Raw genomic sequence first — 14,532 nt, forward strand, 5'->3', positions numbered from 1 at the left:
ATGTCGACCGACACCGAGCTCAACCCCGAAGCCGAGCTGGACGATGAGGGCATCGAGCCCGCGGAGGAGGGCGAGGGCCTCTTCGCCCCGGGCGTGGTCGCGACGCCCTCGGACGACACCCTGCAGTGGCGCGCGGAGCTGCTGCAGCTGGTCAACTGGGGCGGCTTCTCCGGCCGGGTCCGGGTCGACCTGCACGGTGACGCCACGATGATCTCCGGCGCCTCGGGCGTCGGGAAGAGCACCGTGCTCGACGCCTACACGGCGCTGGTCATGCCATCGGACACCAAGTTCAACGGCGCCTCCAACGACGCCGTCGCCGGCCGGGCCCGCAGCGCCGGGCAGCGCAACCTGCTGTCCTACCTGCGTGCGCCGTCGACGTGATCGACGACCCGCGGACCGGGCGACCGGTCGAGTCGCTGCTGCGAGGACGCAACAGCGACACGTGGGGCGCGGTCGCGATGACGTTCGTCAACGACCAGCAGCGCCGGTTCACCGCGCTGCGCACCTACTACGTCCCGCGCCGGGCCACCCGCTCCAGCGAGGTGCAGATGCAGCTCGCCACGCTCGACGCCCCGGTCGACCTGGCGAGCCTCGAGGCGGCCGTCCGGACCGCTTCCACGCCAACACCCTCAAGAAGCTCTACCCGGGTGTCCGGGTGCATCGCACGTACGCCGAGTACGCCGCGGTCCTGCACGCCCGGCTCGGCATCGGGGCCAACGGCGACGGCGCGAAGGCGCTGCGCCTGCTCTCGCGGATCCAGGCCGGTAACCAGGTGCGCAGCGTCGACGAGCTCTACAAGGAGATGGTGCTCGAGCGGCCGACGACGTTCGCCGCCGCGGACCGCGCCGTCGAGCACTTCGACGACCTCGAGTCGGCGTACACCGCCATGCGGACCGAGGAGCAGAAGCAGGAGCTCCTCGCGCCCATCACCGACCTGCACGACCGCAAGGCCGCCGCGCTGGCGAGCACCCGGGAGCTCGACGCCTTCGGTGTGGCCGCGACGGGGGACACCCCGGTCCGGCTCTGGCTCCTCCGCACCCACGCCCGGCTCCTCGGCGCCGCGGTGGAGGCCAACCGGCAGGGCCGCACCCGTCTTGCCGACGAGCTGCAGGCGAGCGCCCGCGCCGTGACCGCGCTCGACACCGACCTCGAGGCGGCCAAGGACGAGCACCGGTCCGCCGGCGGCGCGAGCCTGGAGCGGCTCGCCGCCGACATCGAGCGGGAGCAGGTGCTGCGCGAGGAGAGGGTCGGCCGGCGGGGCGGCCTCCTGGACCGGATGGCCCCGCTGCTGGACCTCGAGGCCTTCGGCCCCGGCGAGGACGAGCGGGGCCTGGGGTCCCGCGAGGAGTTCACCGAGCTGGTCGCGCGGGCCGGGCACTGGCTGGCGGAGCACCCGCGTGAGGCCGAGGCGCTGGTCGCCCGGCGCGACGAGGTCATGGGCTCGCGCTACCCGCTGCTGGCCCGCCGCAAGGAGCTGGAGAACGAACGCGCCTCGCTGGAGGGACGGTCCGGCCGGTCCCCGAGCAGCTGCACGCGCTGCGCAGCGAGGTGGCGAGGGCCAGCGGGCTGCCGGTGACGGACCTGCCGTTCGTCGCGGAGCTGGTCGACGTCGCGCCCGAGGAGTCGCGCTGGCGCCTGGCGATCGAGACCGTGCTGGGCTCCAGTGCCCGGCTGATGCTCGTGCCGGCCGACCGGCTCGAGGACTTCTCGGCGGCGATCGACTCGCTCCGGCTGCGCGGGCGCCTGACCTTCTCGGGGGCCGAGCTCGACCTGCCCGCGCCCGCAGCCCCCGACCGGGACCACGTCGCCGGCAAGCTGCTCTTCCAGGACTCGCCGTTCCGCGGCTGGGTGCAGAAGCACGTGGCGGAGCCCGCGCGCAACGCGCTCTGCGTGGAGTCGGCCGACGGGCTCGCCGGGGGTGGCTTCCGGGTCACGCTGGCCGGGCAGACCCGCTCCGGGCGGCGCGGCTCGCACGGGCGCGGCGAGCGCCGCAACATCATCGGCTTCAGCAACGCCGACTCGCTCGCCGAGATCGACGAGGAGCTCGACGGCATCGAGGAGTCGCTGACCGGTCTCGACGAACGGCTCCAGGAGGTCGAGATCGCGACCCGGCTGCTCGACCAGCGCCGGGCGGCGTACGACGCGGTCCGCAGCCACGGCTTCGACGACCTCGACGTGGCCTCCTGTGACGCCCGGATCGCGGACCTCGAGCGGCGACGCGACGAGATCCTGTCCGCGGACGACCGGCTCAACACGCTCGAGCAGCACATCGGCGCGCTCGAGGCACAGCTGGAGGAGGCTCGCCGCCACCGCTACCAGCTCGGCGAGGAGAAGGCCCGGCTCGACGCCGAGCACGGTGAGCTGGTCGAGGACGAGGACCAGGTCACCGACGAGCTCGAGCGGATCGAGCGGGCCGGGCGCGTGGTCCTCGACGACGAGCAGGCGTCGCGGCTCGACGAGGAGTTCGCCGCCGCGGCCGCACCGGACGACCCCGCCGACCTGGCCCGGTTCCACGAGAACGCCGGACGCCTCCAGGCCCGGCTGAACGCCGCCGTCTCCGCCCCCAGGTCGAGGTCGAGCACGCCGACCGGGAGCTGGCCGGCATCTTCCGGGCCTACCAGCTCCAGTGGGAGGACCCGAACCTCGGCACCGGCGCCGACTCCTACCCCGACTTCGCGCGGATCCTCACCGACATCGAGGCCACCGGCCTGGCGCAGCGCCGCTCGGAGTGGCGCCGCCGGCTGACCGAGTGGAGCGGACGGACAGGACCTGGTGCCGCTCGCCGGTGCCATGTCGGCGTCGGTGGAGGAGATCGAGGACCGGCTCGAGCCGATCAACGCCATCCTGCGGCGGCTGGAGTTCGGCGCCGAGAAGGACCGTCTCCGGATCCGGTTGCGGCGGCTCGCGCCGGCGCACGTGCAGGTGTTCGTCCGCGACCTGCGCGAGCTGTCCCGCGGCACCACCCGGGACCTCGACGAGGAGCAGATGGAGGCGCGCTTCGCGCAGCTGCGTCGCTTCATGGACCAGCTCCGCCGGCCCGAGCACGTCTACGACGGTGACCGCGGCTCCGAGCGGGACCGGCTGCTCGACGTACGCCGTCACGTGGAGATCAGCGCCGAGCGCTACGACCGGCTCAGCGGCGAGCTGAAGGCGACCTACCGGACGCTGGGGGAGAAGAGCGGCGGGGAGAGCCAGGAGCTGGTGGCCTTCATCGTCGGCTCGGCCCTGCGGTTCCGGCTCGGCGACGAGATGCGCTCGCGGCCCCGGTTCGCACCGGTCTTCCTGGACGAGGGCTTCGTCAAGGCGGACTCGGAGTTCGCGGGCCGCGCCGTACGGGCGTGGAAGGGGCTGGGCTTCCAGCTGATCATCGGAGTGCCGCTGGACAAGGTGACCGGCCTCGAGCCGCACATGGACGAGCTGCTGCTGATCACCAAGCACACCGAGACCCACCTGGCCTCGATCCACCGGATCACCGACGCCGAACGCGGGACGGCGGAGATCGCGGAGTCCCCGACTCCCTGACTGCCGCGAAACTGGGTCGACCCTGACGGCTGACCCGTGGACCGGGTTGTGCGCACGATGACCGGTGGGGCCACATGGCCGTGACCCGGGGACACGTGCAAGGGCGGTGGGCAGATGACGAGCGTGGCAGAGCCCCAGACGCAGGCGGACGAGGGTGTGGTCCACATCCTCTGGATGAACGGTGGCCTCAGCTGCGACGGCGACTCGGTCGCGCTGACGGCGGCGACCCAGCCGAGCATCGAGGAGATCGTGCTCGGTGCCCTGCCGGGGCTGCCGAAGATCGCCGTGCACTGGCCGCTGATCGACTTCGAGTGCGGGCCCGAGCAGGGTGCCGACAACTTCATCGAGTGGTGGCACAAGGCCGACCGCGGCGAGCTCGAGCCCTTCGTGCTGGTCGTCGAGGGGTCGATCCCCAACGAGGCGATCAAGGACGAGGGCTACTGGTGCGGCTTCGGCAACAACCCGCTGACCGGGCAGCCGATGACCACCTCGGAGTGGCTCGACCGGCTGGCTCCGCGTGCGACGGCCGTGATCGCGGTCGGCACCTGCGCGACGTACGGCGGGATCCACGCGATGTCCGGCAACCCGACCGGCGCGATGGGCGTGCCCGACTACCTCGGCTGGGACTGGAAGTCCAAGGCCGGGCTGCCGATCGTGTGCGTGCCCGGCTGCCCGATCCACCCCGACAACCTCTCGGAGACGATCACCTACCTGCTCTACCAGGTCGCGGGCCAGGCCCCGATGATCCCGCTGGACGAGGCGCTGCGGCCTCGCTGGCTCTTCGGCGCCACCGTGCACGAGGGCTGCGACCGGGCGGCTACTACGAGCAGGGTGACTTCGCCACCGAGTACGGCTCGGAGAAGTGCATCGTCAAGCTCGGCTGCTGGGGTCCCGTGGTCAAGTGCAACGTCCCGAAGCGGGGCTGGATCAACGGCGTCGGCGGCTGCCCCAACGTCGGCGGCATCTGCATCGGCTGCACCATGCCCGGCTTCCCCGACAAGTTCATGCCGTTCATGGACGAGCCGCCCGGCGCGAAGCTCTCCTCGAAGGGCAGCGCCGTCTACGGGATGGCGGTCAAGCGGCTGCGCGGCCTGACGCAGGCCACCCTCGACAAGGAGCCCCGCTGGCGGACCCGGGGCCGCGAGCTCAAGACGGGCTTCCAGAAGACCTGGTGAGGAGCGGATCGCGATGACCATGACCGAACCCCGCAAGACGTCCTCCACGGACACCGACGTCGTCGAGATGTCGTGGGACCCGGTGACCCGCATCGTCGGCAGCCTGGGCATCTACGCCTCGATCGACTTCAAGCAGAAGGAGGTCCGCGAGTGCACAGCACGTCGTCGATCTTCCGCGGCTACGCCTCTTCATGCAGGGCAAGGACCCGCGTGACGCGCACTTCATCACCAGCCGGATCTGCGGCATCTGCGGCGACAACCACGCGACCTGCTCGGTCTACAACCAGAACATGGCCTACGGCATCGCCCCCGCCGCACCTGGGGGAGTGGATCATCAACCTCGGCGAGGCCGCGGAGTACATGTTCGACCACAACATCTTCCAGAGAACCTGGTCGGGGTGGGACTACTGCGAGCGGATGGTCAAGGAGACCAACCCCGGCGTGCTGGAGCGGGCCAACACCACCGAGGCGCCGAACGCCGGCATCCACGGCTACCGCACCATCGGGCGACATCATGCGCGCCCTCACCCGCTCGAGGGCGATTTCTACCGCGAGGCTCTGCACGTCAGTCGCTACACCCGCGAGATGTTCTGCCTCATGGAGGGCGGCACGTGCACCCCTCGACGCTCTACCCGGGCGGCGTGGGCACGACGGCGACCATCCAGCTGTTCACCGACTACCTCACCCGGCTGATGCGCTACGTGGAGTTCATGAAGAAGGTCGTGCCCCTGCACGACGACCTCTTCGACTTCTTCTACGAGGCACTGCCCGGCTACGAGCACGTCGGCGAGCGGCGGATCCTGCTCGGCTGCTGGGGCAGCCTGAACGACCCGGCGTACTGCGACTTCCGCTACCAGACCATGTCGGAGTGGGGAAGCGGATGTTCGTGACCCCCGGCGTGGTCGTCGACGGCACGCTCGTCACCAACGACCTGGTGGACATCAACCTCGGCATCCGGATCCTGCTGGGCACTCCTACTACGAGGACTGGGTGGCCAGCGGCCGGGAGACCTTCGTGACCCGGGACCCGCTCGGCAACCCGGTGACGCGCGGCACCCCTGGAACCAGCACACGATCCCCAAGCGGCCAAGCGGGACTTCGACGACAAGTACTCCTGGACCATGTCCCCGCGGTGGTTCGACGGGACCGACCACCTCGCCCTCGACACCGGAGGCGGGCCGATCGCGCGGCTGTGGTCGACGGCGCTGAGCGGCCTCGTCGACTGCGGCTACGTGAAGGCCACCGGGAACAGCGTGGTCATCAACCTGCCTCGCACCGCGCTGCTGCCCGAGGTCACCTTCGAGTGGAAGGTGCCGAAGTGGAGCAACGCGATCGAGCGCAACCGGGCCCGCACCTACTTCCAGGCGGTACGCCGCGGCCCTGGCGCTGCACTTCACCGACAAGGCGCTCGCGGAGGTCCGGGCGGGCCGCACCGACACGTGGACGTCGTTCGAGGTGCCGGACACAGCGGTCTCCGTGGGCTTCACCGAGGCGGTGCGCGGCGTGCTCAGCCACCACATGGTGATCCGGGACGGGAAGATCGCGAACTACCACCCCTACCCGCCGACCCCGTGGAACGGCAGCGTGCGGGACACCTACGGCACCCCGGGCCCCTACGAGGACGCCGTACAGAACACCCCGATCTTCGAGGAGAACCCGCCCGACACCTTCAAGGGCATCGACATCATGCGCGCGGTGCGCAGCTTCGACCCGTGCCTGCCCTGCGGCGTGCACATGTACACCGGCGGCGGGAACGTCGTCGAGCAACTCCACACCCCTCGATGCCGGTCAAGCCCTACTGAGGTCCGACGTGCACGAGCTCGCCCTCACCCAGAGCCTCGTCGACCTGGTCGCGGACCGCACGGCGGGACGCCGGGTCGTCGCGGTCCACCTGCGGGTGGGGGAGCTGTCGGGGTGGTCGCCGAGGCGATGGAGTTCTCCTTCGACGTCGTCACCGCGGGCGGGCCGCTCGAGGGCGCCACGCTGGTGGTCGAGCGGACCGCCGGCGACGAGCTGGACCTCTCGCACGTCGAGCTGCTGCGGGAGGCCCCATGTGCTGACCTGCGGCTGCGGCGCCGACGACGCGCGCGTGTCGCTCCCCGGCGCGCACGAGCACCCTCACCCGCACCCGCACCCGCACGGCCACGAGCACGAGACGCTGGTCCTCGAGGAGCGCCTGCTGGCCAAGAACGACCACCTGGCCGAGCACGTCCGGGCCTTCCTCGACGTACGCCGGATCACGGCCGTCAACCTGATGAGCTCTCCCGGGTCGGGCAAGACCTCCCTGCTGGAGCGCACCGTCGCCGAGCTCGGCGACGGCCGACCGGTCTACGTCGTCGAGGGGGACCAGGAGACGTCCTTCGACGCGGATCGCATCGAGCGCGCCGGCGCCCGCGCCGTCCAGGTCAACACCGGATCGGGCTGCCACCTCGACGCCGACATGGTCGGGCGCTCGCTGCACGCGCTGGACCCGGTGCCGGGCTCGCTGCTCTTCGTCGAGAACGTCGGCAACCTGGTGTGCCCGGCTCTCTTCGACGTGGGGAGCACGCGCGGGTCGTGGTCATCTCGGTCACGAGGGCGACGACAAGCCGCTGAAGTACCCCACCATGTTCGCGGCCGCCGACCTCGTCGTGGTCAACAAGATCGACCTCCTGCCCCACGTCGACTTCGACCTGGACCGCCTGCGGGACCAGGCCCGGAGCCTCAACCGGGACGTGGCCGTACTGCCGCTGTCGGTCCGCACGGGGGAGCACGTCCAGGACTGGTACGCCTGGCTCGGCTCGCTCACCGTCCACCACGAGGAGCGCGCGGCCGCAGAGCGCCGTGAGGAAGGAGAGCCCCATGGAGCCGCTGTCGGTCCGTGAGGTGAGCGAGCGCATCGACACCCTGCTCGACGAGCTGCGCCAGAGCGTGCCCGCGCCGGCGCTGGAGCGCGTGGAGGACCTGGTGCAGTGCGTGATGGCGCTGTACGGCGAGGGGCTCGGCCGCGTGGTCGACTCCCTCGACGAGGCGACGCTGCGCCGGCTGGCCGACGACGAGGTGGTCGGCAACCTCCTCGTCCTCCACGACCTGCACCCCGACGACGTGGACACCCGGGTCCAGCAGGCGCTCGAGCGAGTCCGCCCCTACCTCGGCTCGCACGCCGGCGGGGTCACGCTGTCGGGGGTCGACGAGCGCGGGGTGGTCCACCTGCGGCTCGAGGGCAGCTGCGACGGGTGCCCGTCCTCCTCGCTCACCGTGCGCAGCGCCATCGAGGACGCCATCCTGGTGGCCGCGCCGGACGTCGTCGCCGTCGAGGCCGAAGGGATGGTCGAAACCGGGCCGTCACTGCTGCAGATCGCGCCGTTCCGGCCGCACGTCGAGCCGGACGCGTCGGGCTGGGCCCACGTGCAGCTGGACGTGCCGCCGCGCACGATGAGCGCCGTGGACGTCGCCGGCCGCGCGTTACTGGTCGCCAACCTCGACGGAACCCTGGTCGCCTACCTCGACCGGTGCCCGGCGTGCCTGACGGCGCTGTCGGAGGGGACGCTGACCGGGGACCGGGTGACCTGCCCGAGCGGGCACGCGTACGACGTCCGGCTGGCCGGGCGAGCCCTGGCCGACGGCGACGGGGCCGGCGCCCACGAGCACCTCACCCCGCTGCCGCTGCTGCCCGAGCACGGGGCCTGGAAGGTGTCGCTGCCGACGGCCGCCCCGGCAGGGGTGGTGCACCCGTGAGCGGGCTCGGCTCCCTGCGCCGGATCAGCGCCCCGCGGCCCGCGCCGCCAACGCCGGAGGAGCGCTGCGACTTCTGCGCGGCGGGCATCGGCGAGCGGCACGGACACATCGCCGACCTCGACCAGCACCGGCTGCTCTGCGTGTGCCGGCCGTGCTACCTCCTGTTCGCACCCCAGGGAGCCGGCGGCGGTCGCTACCGGGGCGTGGGCGAGGAGGTCCGCCGGGTCGTGGACCTGGTCCTGGACGAGACACGCTGGGACGCGCTGCGGATCCCCGTGGACTTGGCCTTCTTCTTCGAGCAGACAGGGGCCGAGCAACCGCTCGCGTTCTACCCCGGCCCGGCCGGCGCCACCGAGTCCCTGCTCGACCTGCGCGCCTGGGTGGACGTGATCCGGGAGAACCCGGTGCTGGGCAGTCTGCACAGCGACGTCGAGGCGGCGCTGCTGCGCCGGCGCGACGGGGAGTTCTCTTGCCACCTGGTGCCGATCGACCACTGCTACGAGCTGGTGGGCATCGTCCGGCGGTCCTGGACCGGCCTCGGTGGCGGCCCGGAGGTCTGGCGCGACATCGACGCGTACTTCACGGCTCTGGAGGCACGCGCCGTCCCCGTGCAGCGGGACGGTGTCCGGTGACCGGCGCCGGGACGGGGGTCGAGACCGTCGAGCGGGGGCCGGTGGCCGACCTCGACTTCACCTGCACCGACGTGGTCGCGGACCGCTACGCGGCGGGGCCCACCGTCGTGCTGCGGATGCGGGCCGAGGAGCGGTCCGGCGTCCGCGTCCACGCGGTCGCGCTGCGCTGCCAGGTGCGGATCGAGCCGCTGCGCCGGCACTACAACGACCGCGAGGCCGCGCGGGTCGTCGACCTGTTCGGCGACCGCCCGCGATGGGGCGCGACCATGCAGCCGCTGCAGCTCGCGTTCCTGGCGCAGGTGCTGCCCGGCTTCACCGGCGGCTGCACCTTCGACCTCGCGCTCCCGGTCAGCTACGACGTGGAGGTCGCGGCGCACAAGTTCCTCGCCGGGCTCGAGGAGGGCGAGGTGCCGCTGCTGCTGCTGTTCAGCGGCCAGGTGTTCACTGCCCGGGTGACGGACCGGGGGGCGGGCTCGATCGCGGTCGAGCCGGTGCCCTGGCACAAGGAGGCCACGGCGCGGCTCCCGGTCGCGGTCTGGCGCGAGGCGATGGACGCCCACTTCCCCGACCAGGCGTGGCTGCGGGTGTCGCGGGAGACCCACGACCGGCTCTCCGAGTACCGCGGCCGCCACGGCATGCTCGGCTGGGACGACGTGCTCTCCCGGCTCCTCGAGGGCGCCCCCGACGGGCCGGGGCCATGACCGCCGTCGACTCCGCGCGCGCGGTCGCCGACGCGCTGCTCTACGAGGGCTACGTGCTCTACCCCTACCGGGCCTCGTCGGCCAAGAACCAGATGCGGTGGCAGTGGGGCGTCCTGATGCCCGAGGACGTCGTGGCCGTGGATCCGTCCGAGCGCGCGTCCTGCCGCACCGGCGCCGTGCTGGACGGGCGCGACCCCTCGCTGCGGCTGACGGTGCGGTTCCTGCAGGTCCAGCAGCGGTACGTCGAGACCCCGGGCGGCGAGCGGGTCGACCGGCTGGAGGTGGGCGACGCGGCGTACGTCCCCTGGGACGAGGCACGCGAGCGGGAGGTCGTGCTCGACGTGCCCCTGCCCGCGGGCCTGGCGACGACGATCGAGGTGCCCGCGCGGGACGACGACCGAGGACCTGCCGGGTGGCGCGGGGCGGCTGGTCCGCGTGTGTGCGCCGCTACGGGTGCGGGTCACGGTCTCGGCCGAGCGCCCGGTGTCGCCGTACCCCGTGACCCTGCTGTCCGTCCGGGTCGCGAACGACACGGGACCGCCCGAGGTGCCGGCCGCCGACCGGCCGGCGTGGCTGCGCCGCGCCCTGGTCGCGTGCCACGTGCTCCTCGAGAGCCCCGACGCGTCGTTCGTCTCCCAGCTCGAGCCGCCGGAGTGGGCGTCGGGATTCGTGGGGGAGTGCGTCCACGAGGGGCTGTTCCCGGTGCTGGCCGGGCCGCCCGGCCAGGCGCACGTCGTGCTGGGGTCGCCGATCATCCTCTACGACCACCCCGAGCTGGCCCCGCAGAGCGAGACGTCGTTCTTCGACGGCCTCGAGATCGACGAGCTGCTCAGCCTGCGGACGATGACCCTGTCGGAGGACGAGAAGCGCGAGGTCCGCGGCACTGACAGGAGGACCGCGGCGCTGCTGCGCGAGGTCGACGACATGCCTCCCGAGCTGTGGGAGCGGCTGCACGGGACCGTGCGCTACGTCGACGCGATGACCGGCGGACCCGGTCCCCGTGCCGGTCCCGTGCCCCCGGACGCGCCCTGGTGGGACCCGGGCTCGGACGGCTCGGTCGACCCCGAGACCGACGCGGTCCGCATCGGGACCGTCGACGTCCGCCGTGGCAGCCGCGTCCTGCTGCGGCCCGGGTCCCGGCGCGCGGACGCCCACGACCTGTTCCTCGCCGGCCGCGAGGCCACCGTCGCCGCGGTGCTCCACGACGTCGACGGCAACCTCCACCTGGCCGTCACCGTCGACGACGACCCCGGTGCGGACCTGAAGGCCGCGCACGGCCGGTTCCTCTACTTCGCGCCCGACGAGGTGGAGGCGTTCCCGGAGGTGAGCGGCTGATGGCGCGCGTGCTCGTGGCCTGCGTGGGCAACATCTTCCTGGGCGACGACGGCTTCGGCACCGAGGTCGCGGCCGCCCTCAGGAGCCGGGCACCGGGCGGCCGGGCCCGGTCGGAGGAGGTGCGGGTCGAGGATTTCGGGATCCGCTCGGTGCACCTGGTCTACGAGCTGCTCGGCGGGTACGACGTGCTGGTGCTGGTCGACACGGTGGCCCACCAGCCCGGGCCGGCCGGGACCCTGTACGTCATCGAGCCCGAGCTGCCGGCGCGGGACCCCGGCGCCGACCTGCTGCCCGAGGTGATGCTCGACGCCCACGACCTGTCCCCGGGCGGGGTGATGTCCCTGGTGCCCACGCTGGGCGGCTCGGTGGGCCGGATCGTGGTGGTCGGCTGCCAGCCGGGATCGCTCGAGGAGGGCATCGGCCTGACCGAGGCGGTCCGTGCGGCGGTCGAGCCCGCCGCGGAGCTGGTGATGCGGCTCGTCGAGGAGGAGCTGGACCGGCTGCGGTCGACCACGGACCCCGGCGCCGGGACCAGGCGTGAGAGCGACGAGGAGGTGACGACGTGAGGAAGCTGTTCCTGCTGCTCGTCGGAGCCGGCGCGGCAGCGGTGGTTGTCGTGTCGATGCCCGACATCAAACGCTACCTGGCGATCCGCCGGATGTAGCCCGAGCCGCCGCCCTGCGGCGGAGATCCCGAAGACTATCGATGCGGTTGGTCGGCGGCGGCGCCTAGCCTTGATCAGGTGGACCTCGCCAAGGCGCTCGACGTCGCTGCCCCGATTGCCCTCCCACGGCCGCCCAGACGGCCGGCGGACCGATCGGAGCGCCCATGACCGTCGTGCCCCGGGCCGTACCCCTGGCCGAGAGCGGGGGCCCGCCGGCGCGGGTGCGGCCACGGCTGGTGGGCGAGTTCGCCGTGCTCGCCATGCTGCTCGTCGGCTACGACTGGGTGCGGCGCTTCGCGTCGGTGCGCGAGGCGGTCGCCCTCGCCCACGGCCGGGCGATCCTGCACGCCGAGGCCGGCCTGCACGTGCAGGTCGAGCGGATCAGCAACGACTGGCTGACCGGCCACCACGACCTGGCGGACCTCGCGGCCGGCTACTACCAGTTCATCCACCTGACGGCGGCCCTGTCGGTGCTCGCGGCCCTCTACATCTGGCGTCCGGCGGCCTACCCACGTGCGCGCAACGCGCTCGTGCTCACCAACGTCGTCGGACTCATCGTCTACGCGCTCCCCACGGCACCGCCGCGGCTGCTGCCCCACGCCGGCTTCTTCGACTCGGTGACCGCTGTGTTCGGCACCCCCAACGCCCCGTCGGCCGACCAGTACGGCGCGCTGCCGTCCCTGCACCTGGCCTGGGCCACCTGGGTCGCCGTCGTCGGGGCTGCCCTGGTTTCCAGGCGGGCGCTCCGGTGGCTGTTGTGGCTCTATCCGGTGATGACGGGATGCGTCGTGGTCGCGACCGCCAACCACTACGTGGTCGACGTCTTCACGGGGGTCGCCCTGGGGCTGGCCGCAACCTGGGTGACCGGCGCCCTGCCCGTGTGGCGGCATCGGCGCACCTCCGGACAGGCAGCGGGCCCTGCCGTCCCGGGGGACGACAGGGCCTCGACGCGGACATGATCGCTAGTGCACCTCCGAGTGCATCACCCGGCGCAGTCCGTAGATCCCCGGGAGCACGATCCAGAGCGTCACGCTGGTGACGACGTGTGCCCACTGGGCGCCGGTCTGCATCCCCTCGAAGAGGTAGCTCTGCGCGTAGGGCAGGTCCACCCACGGCTGCAGCTCCTTGTACCAGTGCTGGCTCGTGGCCAGGAGGGCCGAGAGGTTGGGCACGAGGAGGACCAGCACGAAGTACATGACCAGGCCGCCGGCCGAGCTGCGCAGCACCATCCCGAGCATGGTCCCGATCGACAGCGAGACCAGGTTCCCCAGCACGATCGTCAGGGCGTGACCGAGCGAGAGGTCCCAGACCGTCGGGACGCCGGCGATGCGGCTGCCGACGACGTTCCCGACCGCGCCGGCGGCGAAGGCGAAGAGCATCGAGGCGATCGCCACGACGACCGACGACAGGGTCTTGGCCCACACCACGCGCGCCGGCGGGAGACGTAGGTGAACGTCGTCAGCCCGGTGCGCTGGCTCCACTCGCTGGTGATGGCCAGCAGCGCGACCATCGGCAGGATCACGGTGATCGGGTAGCCGACCGCCTTGGCGAAGGTGTAGTAGGTGAGCTGGTCGTCCGGCGCGAACGCGACGGTCGCGACCGTGGCGATGAGGCCGGTGATCCCGATGCTCGCGATCAGCCAGAAGCCCGAGCGGGTGTCGAACATCTTGCGCAGCTCGACGCGAACCACGCGGCTGAGCGGGATGGCGTCGGTACGCCGGCTGGTGCGGGCGTGGTCGACGGCGGTGGTGGCGGTGGCGGTCATGCCGCTGTCCTCTCTGTGCTGGACTTCCGGGGAGCGGAGTCTCGTGAGGTGTCGGCGGTCAGCTCGAGGAACATCTCCTCGAGCCCGCCGCTGTCGGCGGTGCGGAGCTCGGTGAGCACAGCCCCGCCGTCGTACGCCGCGCGTCCGACCTGGGCGGGGTCCGCATCGGTGCGGAGCGACCCGTCCTCGGACGCGGTGGCCTGGATGCCTGCGGTCGACAGGGCTCGCCGGAGGACGTCGACGTCCGCCGCGCGTACGACGGTGCCGGCGGCCTGGAGCAGCTCGGCCTTGGAGCCCTGGCAGACGATGCGGCCCTGCCCGATCATCACGATGTCGTCGGCGATGATCTCGACCTCGGACAGCAGGTGGGAGGAGAGCAGGACCGTCCCGCCGCGGTCGGCGTAGTCGCGGAGCAGGTCGCGCATCCAGCGGATGCCGGCCGGGTCGAGGCCGTTGGCCGGCTCGTCCAGGATCAGCACCGACGGGTCGCCGATCAGGGCGGCCGCGATGCCGAGGCGCTGACGCATCCCGAGCGAGTAGTTGCCGACCCGGCGGTCGGCCTCGTCGGCGGTGAGGCTGACCAGTCCGAGCATCTCGGTGACCCGGGATGCGGGGAGGCCCATGATCTGCTGGGCGATGGTCAGGATCTCGCGACCGGTGCGGCCTGCGTGCTGGGCGGAGGCGTCGAGCATCACGCCGACCTCGCGGCCGGGGTTGGGCAGGTCGGCGAAGCGGCGACCCCCGATGGTGGCGGTCCCCTCGGTGGGGGTGGTCAGGCCGACCATCATGCGCATGGACGTGGACTTGCCGGCGCCGTTGGGGCCGAGGAAGCCGGTGACCCGACCGGAGCGGGCCGTGAAGGTGATGTCGTTGACGACGGTGTTGCCGCCGTACTTCTTGGTCAATGAGTTGATGGTGATCATGTCTTCGACGCTAGGTACGACCGGGGGTGCTTCGCGTCGTCGCGAGGTCGTGCCTTCGGGGGCACCATCGGGTGATGCGGGTCCTCACAAAGGACGACC

General features: G+C 72.2%; 19 protein-coding genes and 5 pseudogenes. 21 read left to right on the forward strand and 3 right to left on the reverse strand.

Annotation, left to right across the window (positions count from 1 at the left end; translation table 11 throughout):
• The 21 genes and pseudogenes from H0S67_RS07965 to H0S67_RS08025 all read left to right on the forward strand — a co-directional run bounded on the left by H0S67_RS07965 (position 1) and on the right by H0S67_RS08025 (position 12,704).
• Entirely contained in the window at positions 1-381 is a 381-nt protein-coding gene (locus H0S67_RS07965) for an ATP-binding protein (protein ID WP_180936155.1), read from the forward strand.
• A 274-nt stretch (positions 382-655) separates the two neighbouring features.
• Positions 656-1,576, forward strand: coding sequence for a hypothetical protein (locus H0S67_RS07970; RefSeq protein ID WP_180936156.1), 921 nt, complete (start codon positions 656-658; stop codon positions 1,574-1,576).
• On the forward strand, positions 1,573-2,745 hold the full coding sequence (locus tag H0S67_RS07975) for a hypothetical protein (protein ID WP_180936157.1): 1,173 nt from the start codon (positions 1,573-1,575) through the stop codon (positions 2,743-2,745). Before H0S67_RS07970 ends, H0S67_RS07975 begins: the two co-directional genes overlap by 4 nt.
• A 27-nt stretch (positions 2,746-2,772) precedes the next feature.
• A complete protein-coding gene (locus H0S67_RS07980; RefSeq protein WP_180936158.1) occupies positions 2,773-3,522 on the forward strand; it encodes an SbcC/MukB-like Walker B domain-containing protein in 750 nt (249 codons plus the stop codon).
• 174 nt (positions 3,523-3,696) lie between these two features.
• Positions 3,697-4,224 (forward strand): annotated as a pseudogene (locus H0S67_RS27945) (NADH-quinone oxidoreductase subunit B family protein); the annotation flags it as partial.
• Positions 4,179-4,475: pseudogene (locus H0S67_RS27950) on the forward strand (hypothetical protein); the annotation flags it as partial. The pseudogenes H0S67_RS27945 and H0S67_RS27950, both read left to right, overlap by 46 nt.
• Positions 4,476-4,710: 235 nt before the next feature.
• On the forward strand, positions 4,711-4,911 hold the full coding sequence (locus H0S67_RS23315) for a hypothetical protein (RefSeq protein ID WP_219635563.1): 201 nt from the start codon (positions 4,711-4,713) through the stop codon (positions 4,909-4,911).
• Positions 4,889-4,951, forward strand: a pseudogene (locus H0S67_RS27955) (nickel-dependent hydrogenase large subunit); the annotation flags it as partial. The gene H0S67_RS23315 and the pseudogene H0S67_RS27955, both read left to right, overlap by 23 nt.
• A gap of 106 nt (positions 4,952-5,057) precedes the next feature.
• Positions 5,058-5,390 carry a hypothetical protein gene (locus H0S67_RS24705; RefSeq protein ID WP_246355210.1) on the forward strand — a complete coding sequence of 111 codons (333 nt, stop codon included), beginning with the start codon at positions 5,058-5,060 and terminating at the stop codon, positions 5,388-5,390.
• Positions 5,339-5,587 (forward strand): hypothetical protein, encoded by a 249-nt coding sequence (locus H0S67_RS24710; RefSeq protein WP_246355211.1) that lies wholly within the window; start codon positions 5,339-5,341, stop codon positions 5,585-5,587. The genes H0S67_RS24705 and H0S67_RS24710 overlap by 52 nt, the downstream gene beginning before the upstream one ends.
• The gene (locus H0S67_RS23325) at positions 5,578-5,715 is read left to right on the forward strand and encodes a hypothetical protein (protein ID WP_219635565.1); all 138 of its coding nucleotides are present in this window, start codon (positions 5,578-5,580) and stop codon (positions 5,713-5,715) included. The genes H0S67_RS24710 and H0S67_RS23325 overlap by 10 nt, the downstream gene beginning before the upstream one ends.
• 367 nt (positions 5,716-6,082) lie before the next feature.
• Positions 6,083-6,418, forward strand: a pseudogene (locus H0S67_RS27960) (nickel-dependent hydrogenase large subunit); the annotation flags it as partial.
• Between the two features lie 367 nt (positions 6,419-6,785).
• A pseudogene (gene hypB / locus H0S67_RS27965) lies at positions 6,786-7,232 on the forward strand (hydrogenase nickel incorporation protein HypB); the annotation flags it as partial.
• A gap of 70 nt (positions 7,233-7,302) precedes the next feature.
• Entirely contained in the window at positions 7,303-7,560 is a 258-nt protein-coding gene (locus tag H0S67_RS27970; protein ID WP_425489899.1) for a GTP-binding protein, read from the forward strand.
• On the forward strand, positions 7,538-8,413 hold the full coding sequence (locus tag H0S67_RS08000; protein WP_180936159.1) for a NifU family protein: 876 nt from the start codon (positions 7,538-7,540) through the stop codon (positions 8,411-8,413). The genes H0S67_RS27970 and H0S67_RS08000 overlap by 23 nt, the downstream gene beginning before the upstream one ends.
• Complete coding sequence (locus tag H0S67_RS08005; RefSeq protein WP_180936160.1) at positions 8,410-9,045, forward strand: DUF5947 family protein; 636 nt, start codon at positions 8,410-8,412, stop codon at positions 9,043-9,045. The genes H0S67_RS08000 and H0S67_RS08005 overlap by 4 nt, the downstream gene beginning before the upstream one ends.
• Complete coding sequence (locus H0S67_RS08010) at positions 9,042-9,746, forward strand: DUF6084 family protein (protein WP_219635567.1); 705 nt, start codon at positions 9,042-9,044, stop codon at positions 9,744-9,746. The genes H0S67_RS08005 and H0S67_RS08010 overlap by 4 nt, the downstream gene beginning before the upstream one ends.
• Before the next feature lie 453 nt (positions 9,747-10,199).
• Positions 10,200-11,081 carry a hypothetical protein gene (locus H0S67_RS08015; protein ID WP_219635568.1) on the forward strand — a complete coding sequence of 294 codons (882 nt, stop codon included), beginning with the start codon at positions 10,200-10,202 and terminating at the stop codon, positions 11,079-11,081.
• Complete coding sequence (locus H0S67_RS08020) at positions 11,081-11,647, forward strand: hydrogenase maturation protease (RefSeq protein WP_180936161.1); 567 nt, start codon at positions 11,081-11,083, stop codon at positions 11,645-11,647. Before H0S67_RS08015 ends, H0S67_RS08020 begins: the two co-directional genes overlap by 1 nt.
• Complete coding sequence (locus H0S67_RS27975) at positions 11,644-11,745, forward strand: DUF6893 family small protein (RefSeq protein ID WP_425489900.1); 102 nt, start codon at positions 11,644-11,646, stop codon at positions 11,743-11,745. The genes H0S67_RS08020 and H0S67_RS27975 overlap by 4 nt, the downstream gene beginning before the upstream one ends.
• Before the next feature lie 164 nt (positions 11,746-11,909).
• Complete coding sequence (locus tag H0S67_RS08025) at positions 11,910-12,704, forward strand: phosphatase PAP2 family protein (protein ID WP_180936162.1); 795 nt, start codon at positions 11,910-11,912, stop codon at positions 12,702-12,704.
• 3 nt (positions 12,705-12,707) lie between these two features.
• On the opposite strand, the gene H0S67_RS24715 is transcribed toward H0S67_RS08025, so the two are convergent.
• The 3 genes from H0S67_RS24715 to H0S67_RS08035 are packed head-to-tail and all read right to left on the reverse strand — an operon-like array spanning position 12,708 to position 14,433.
• Positions 12,708-13,124: a hypothetical protein gene (locus H0S67_RS24715; protein ID WP_246355212.1), complete on the reverse strand. Its 417-nt coding sequence runs from the start codon at positions 13,122-13,124 to the stop codon at positions 12,708-12,710.
• Complete coding sequence (locus H0S67_RS24720) at positions 13,025-13,510, reverse strand: hypothetical protein (protein ID WP_246355213.1); 486 nt, start codon at positions 13,508-13,510, stop codon at positions 13,025-13,027. The genes H0S67_RS24715 and H0S67_RS24720 overlap by 100 nt, the downstream gene beginning before the upstream one ends.
• Positions 13,507-14,433 (reverse strand): ABC transporter ATP-binding protein, encoded by a 927-nt coding sequence (locus H0S67_RS08035; RefSeq protein WP_180936163.1) that lies wholly within the window; start codon positions 14,431-14,433, stop codon positions 13,507-13,509. The genes H0S67_RS24720 and H0S67_RS08035 overlap by 4 nt, the downstream gene beginning before the upstream one ends.
• Positions 14,434-14,532 lie beyond the last annotated feature (99 nt).

It is taken from the genome of Nocardioides ungokensis, from assembly GCF_013466985.1.
Taxonomy (GTDB): domain Bacteria; phylum Actinomycetota; class Actinomycetes; order Propionibacteriales; family Nocardioidaceae; genus Nocardioides; species Nocardioides ungokensis.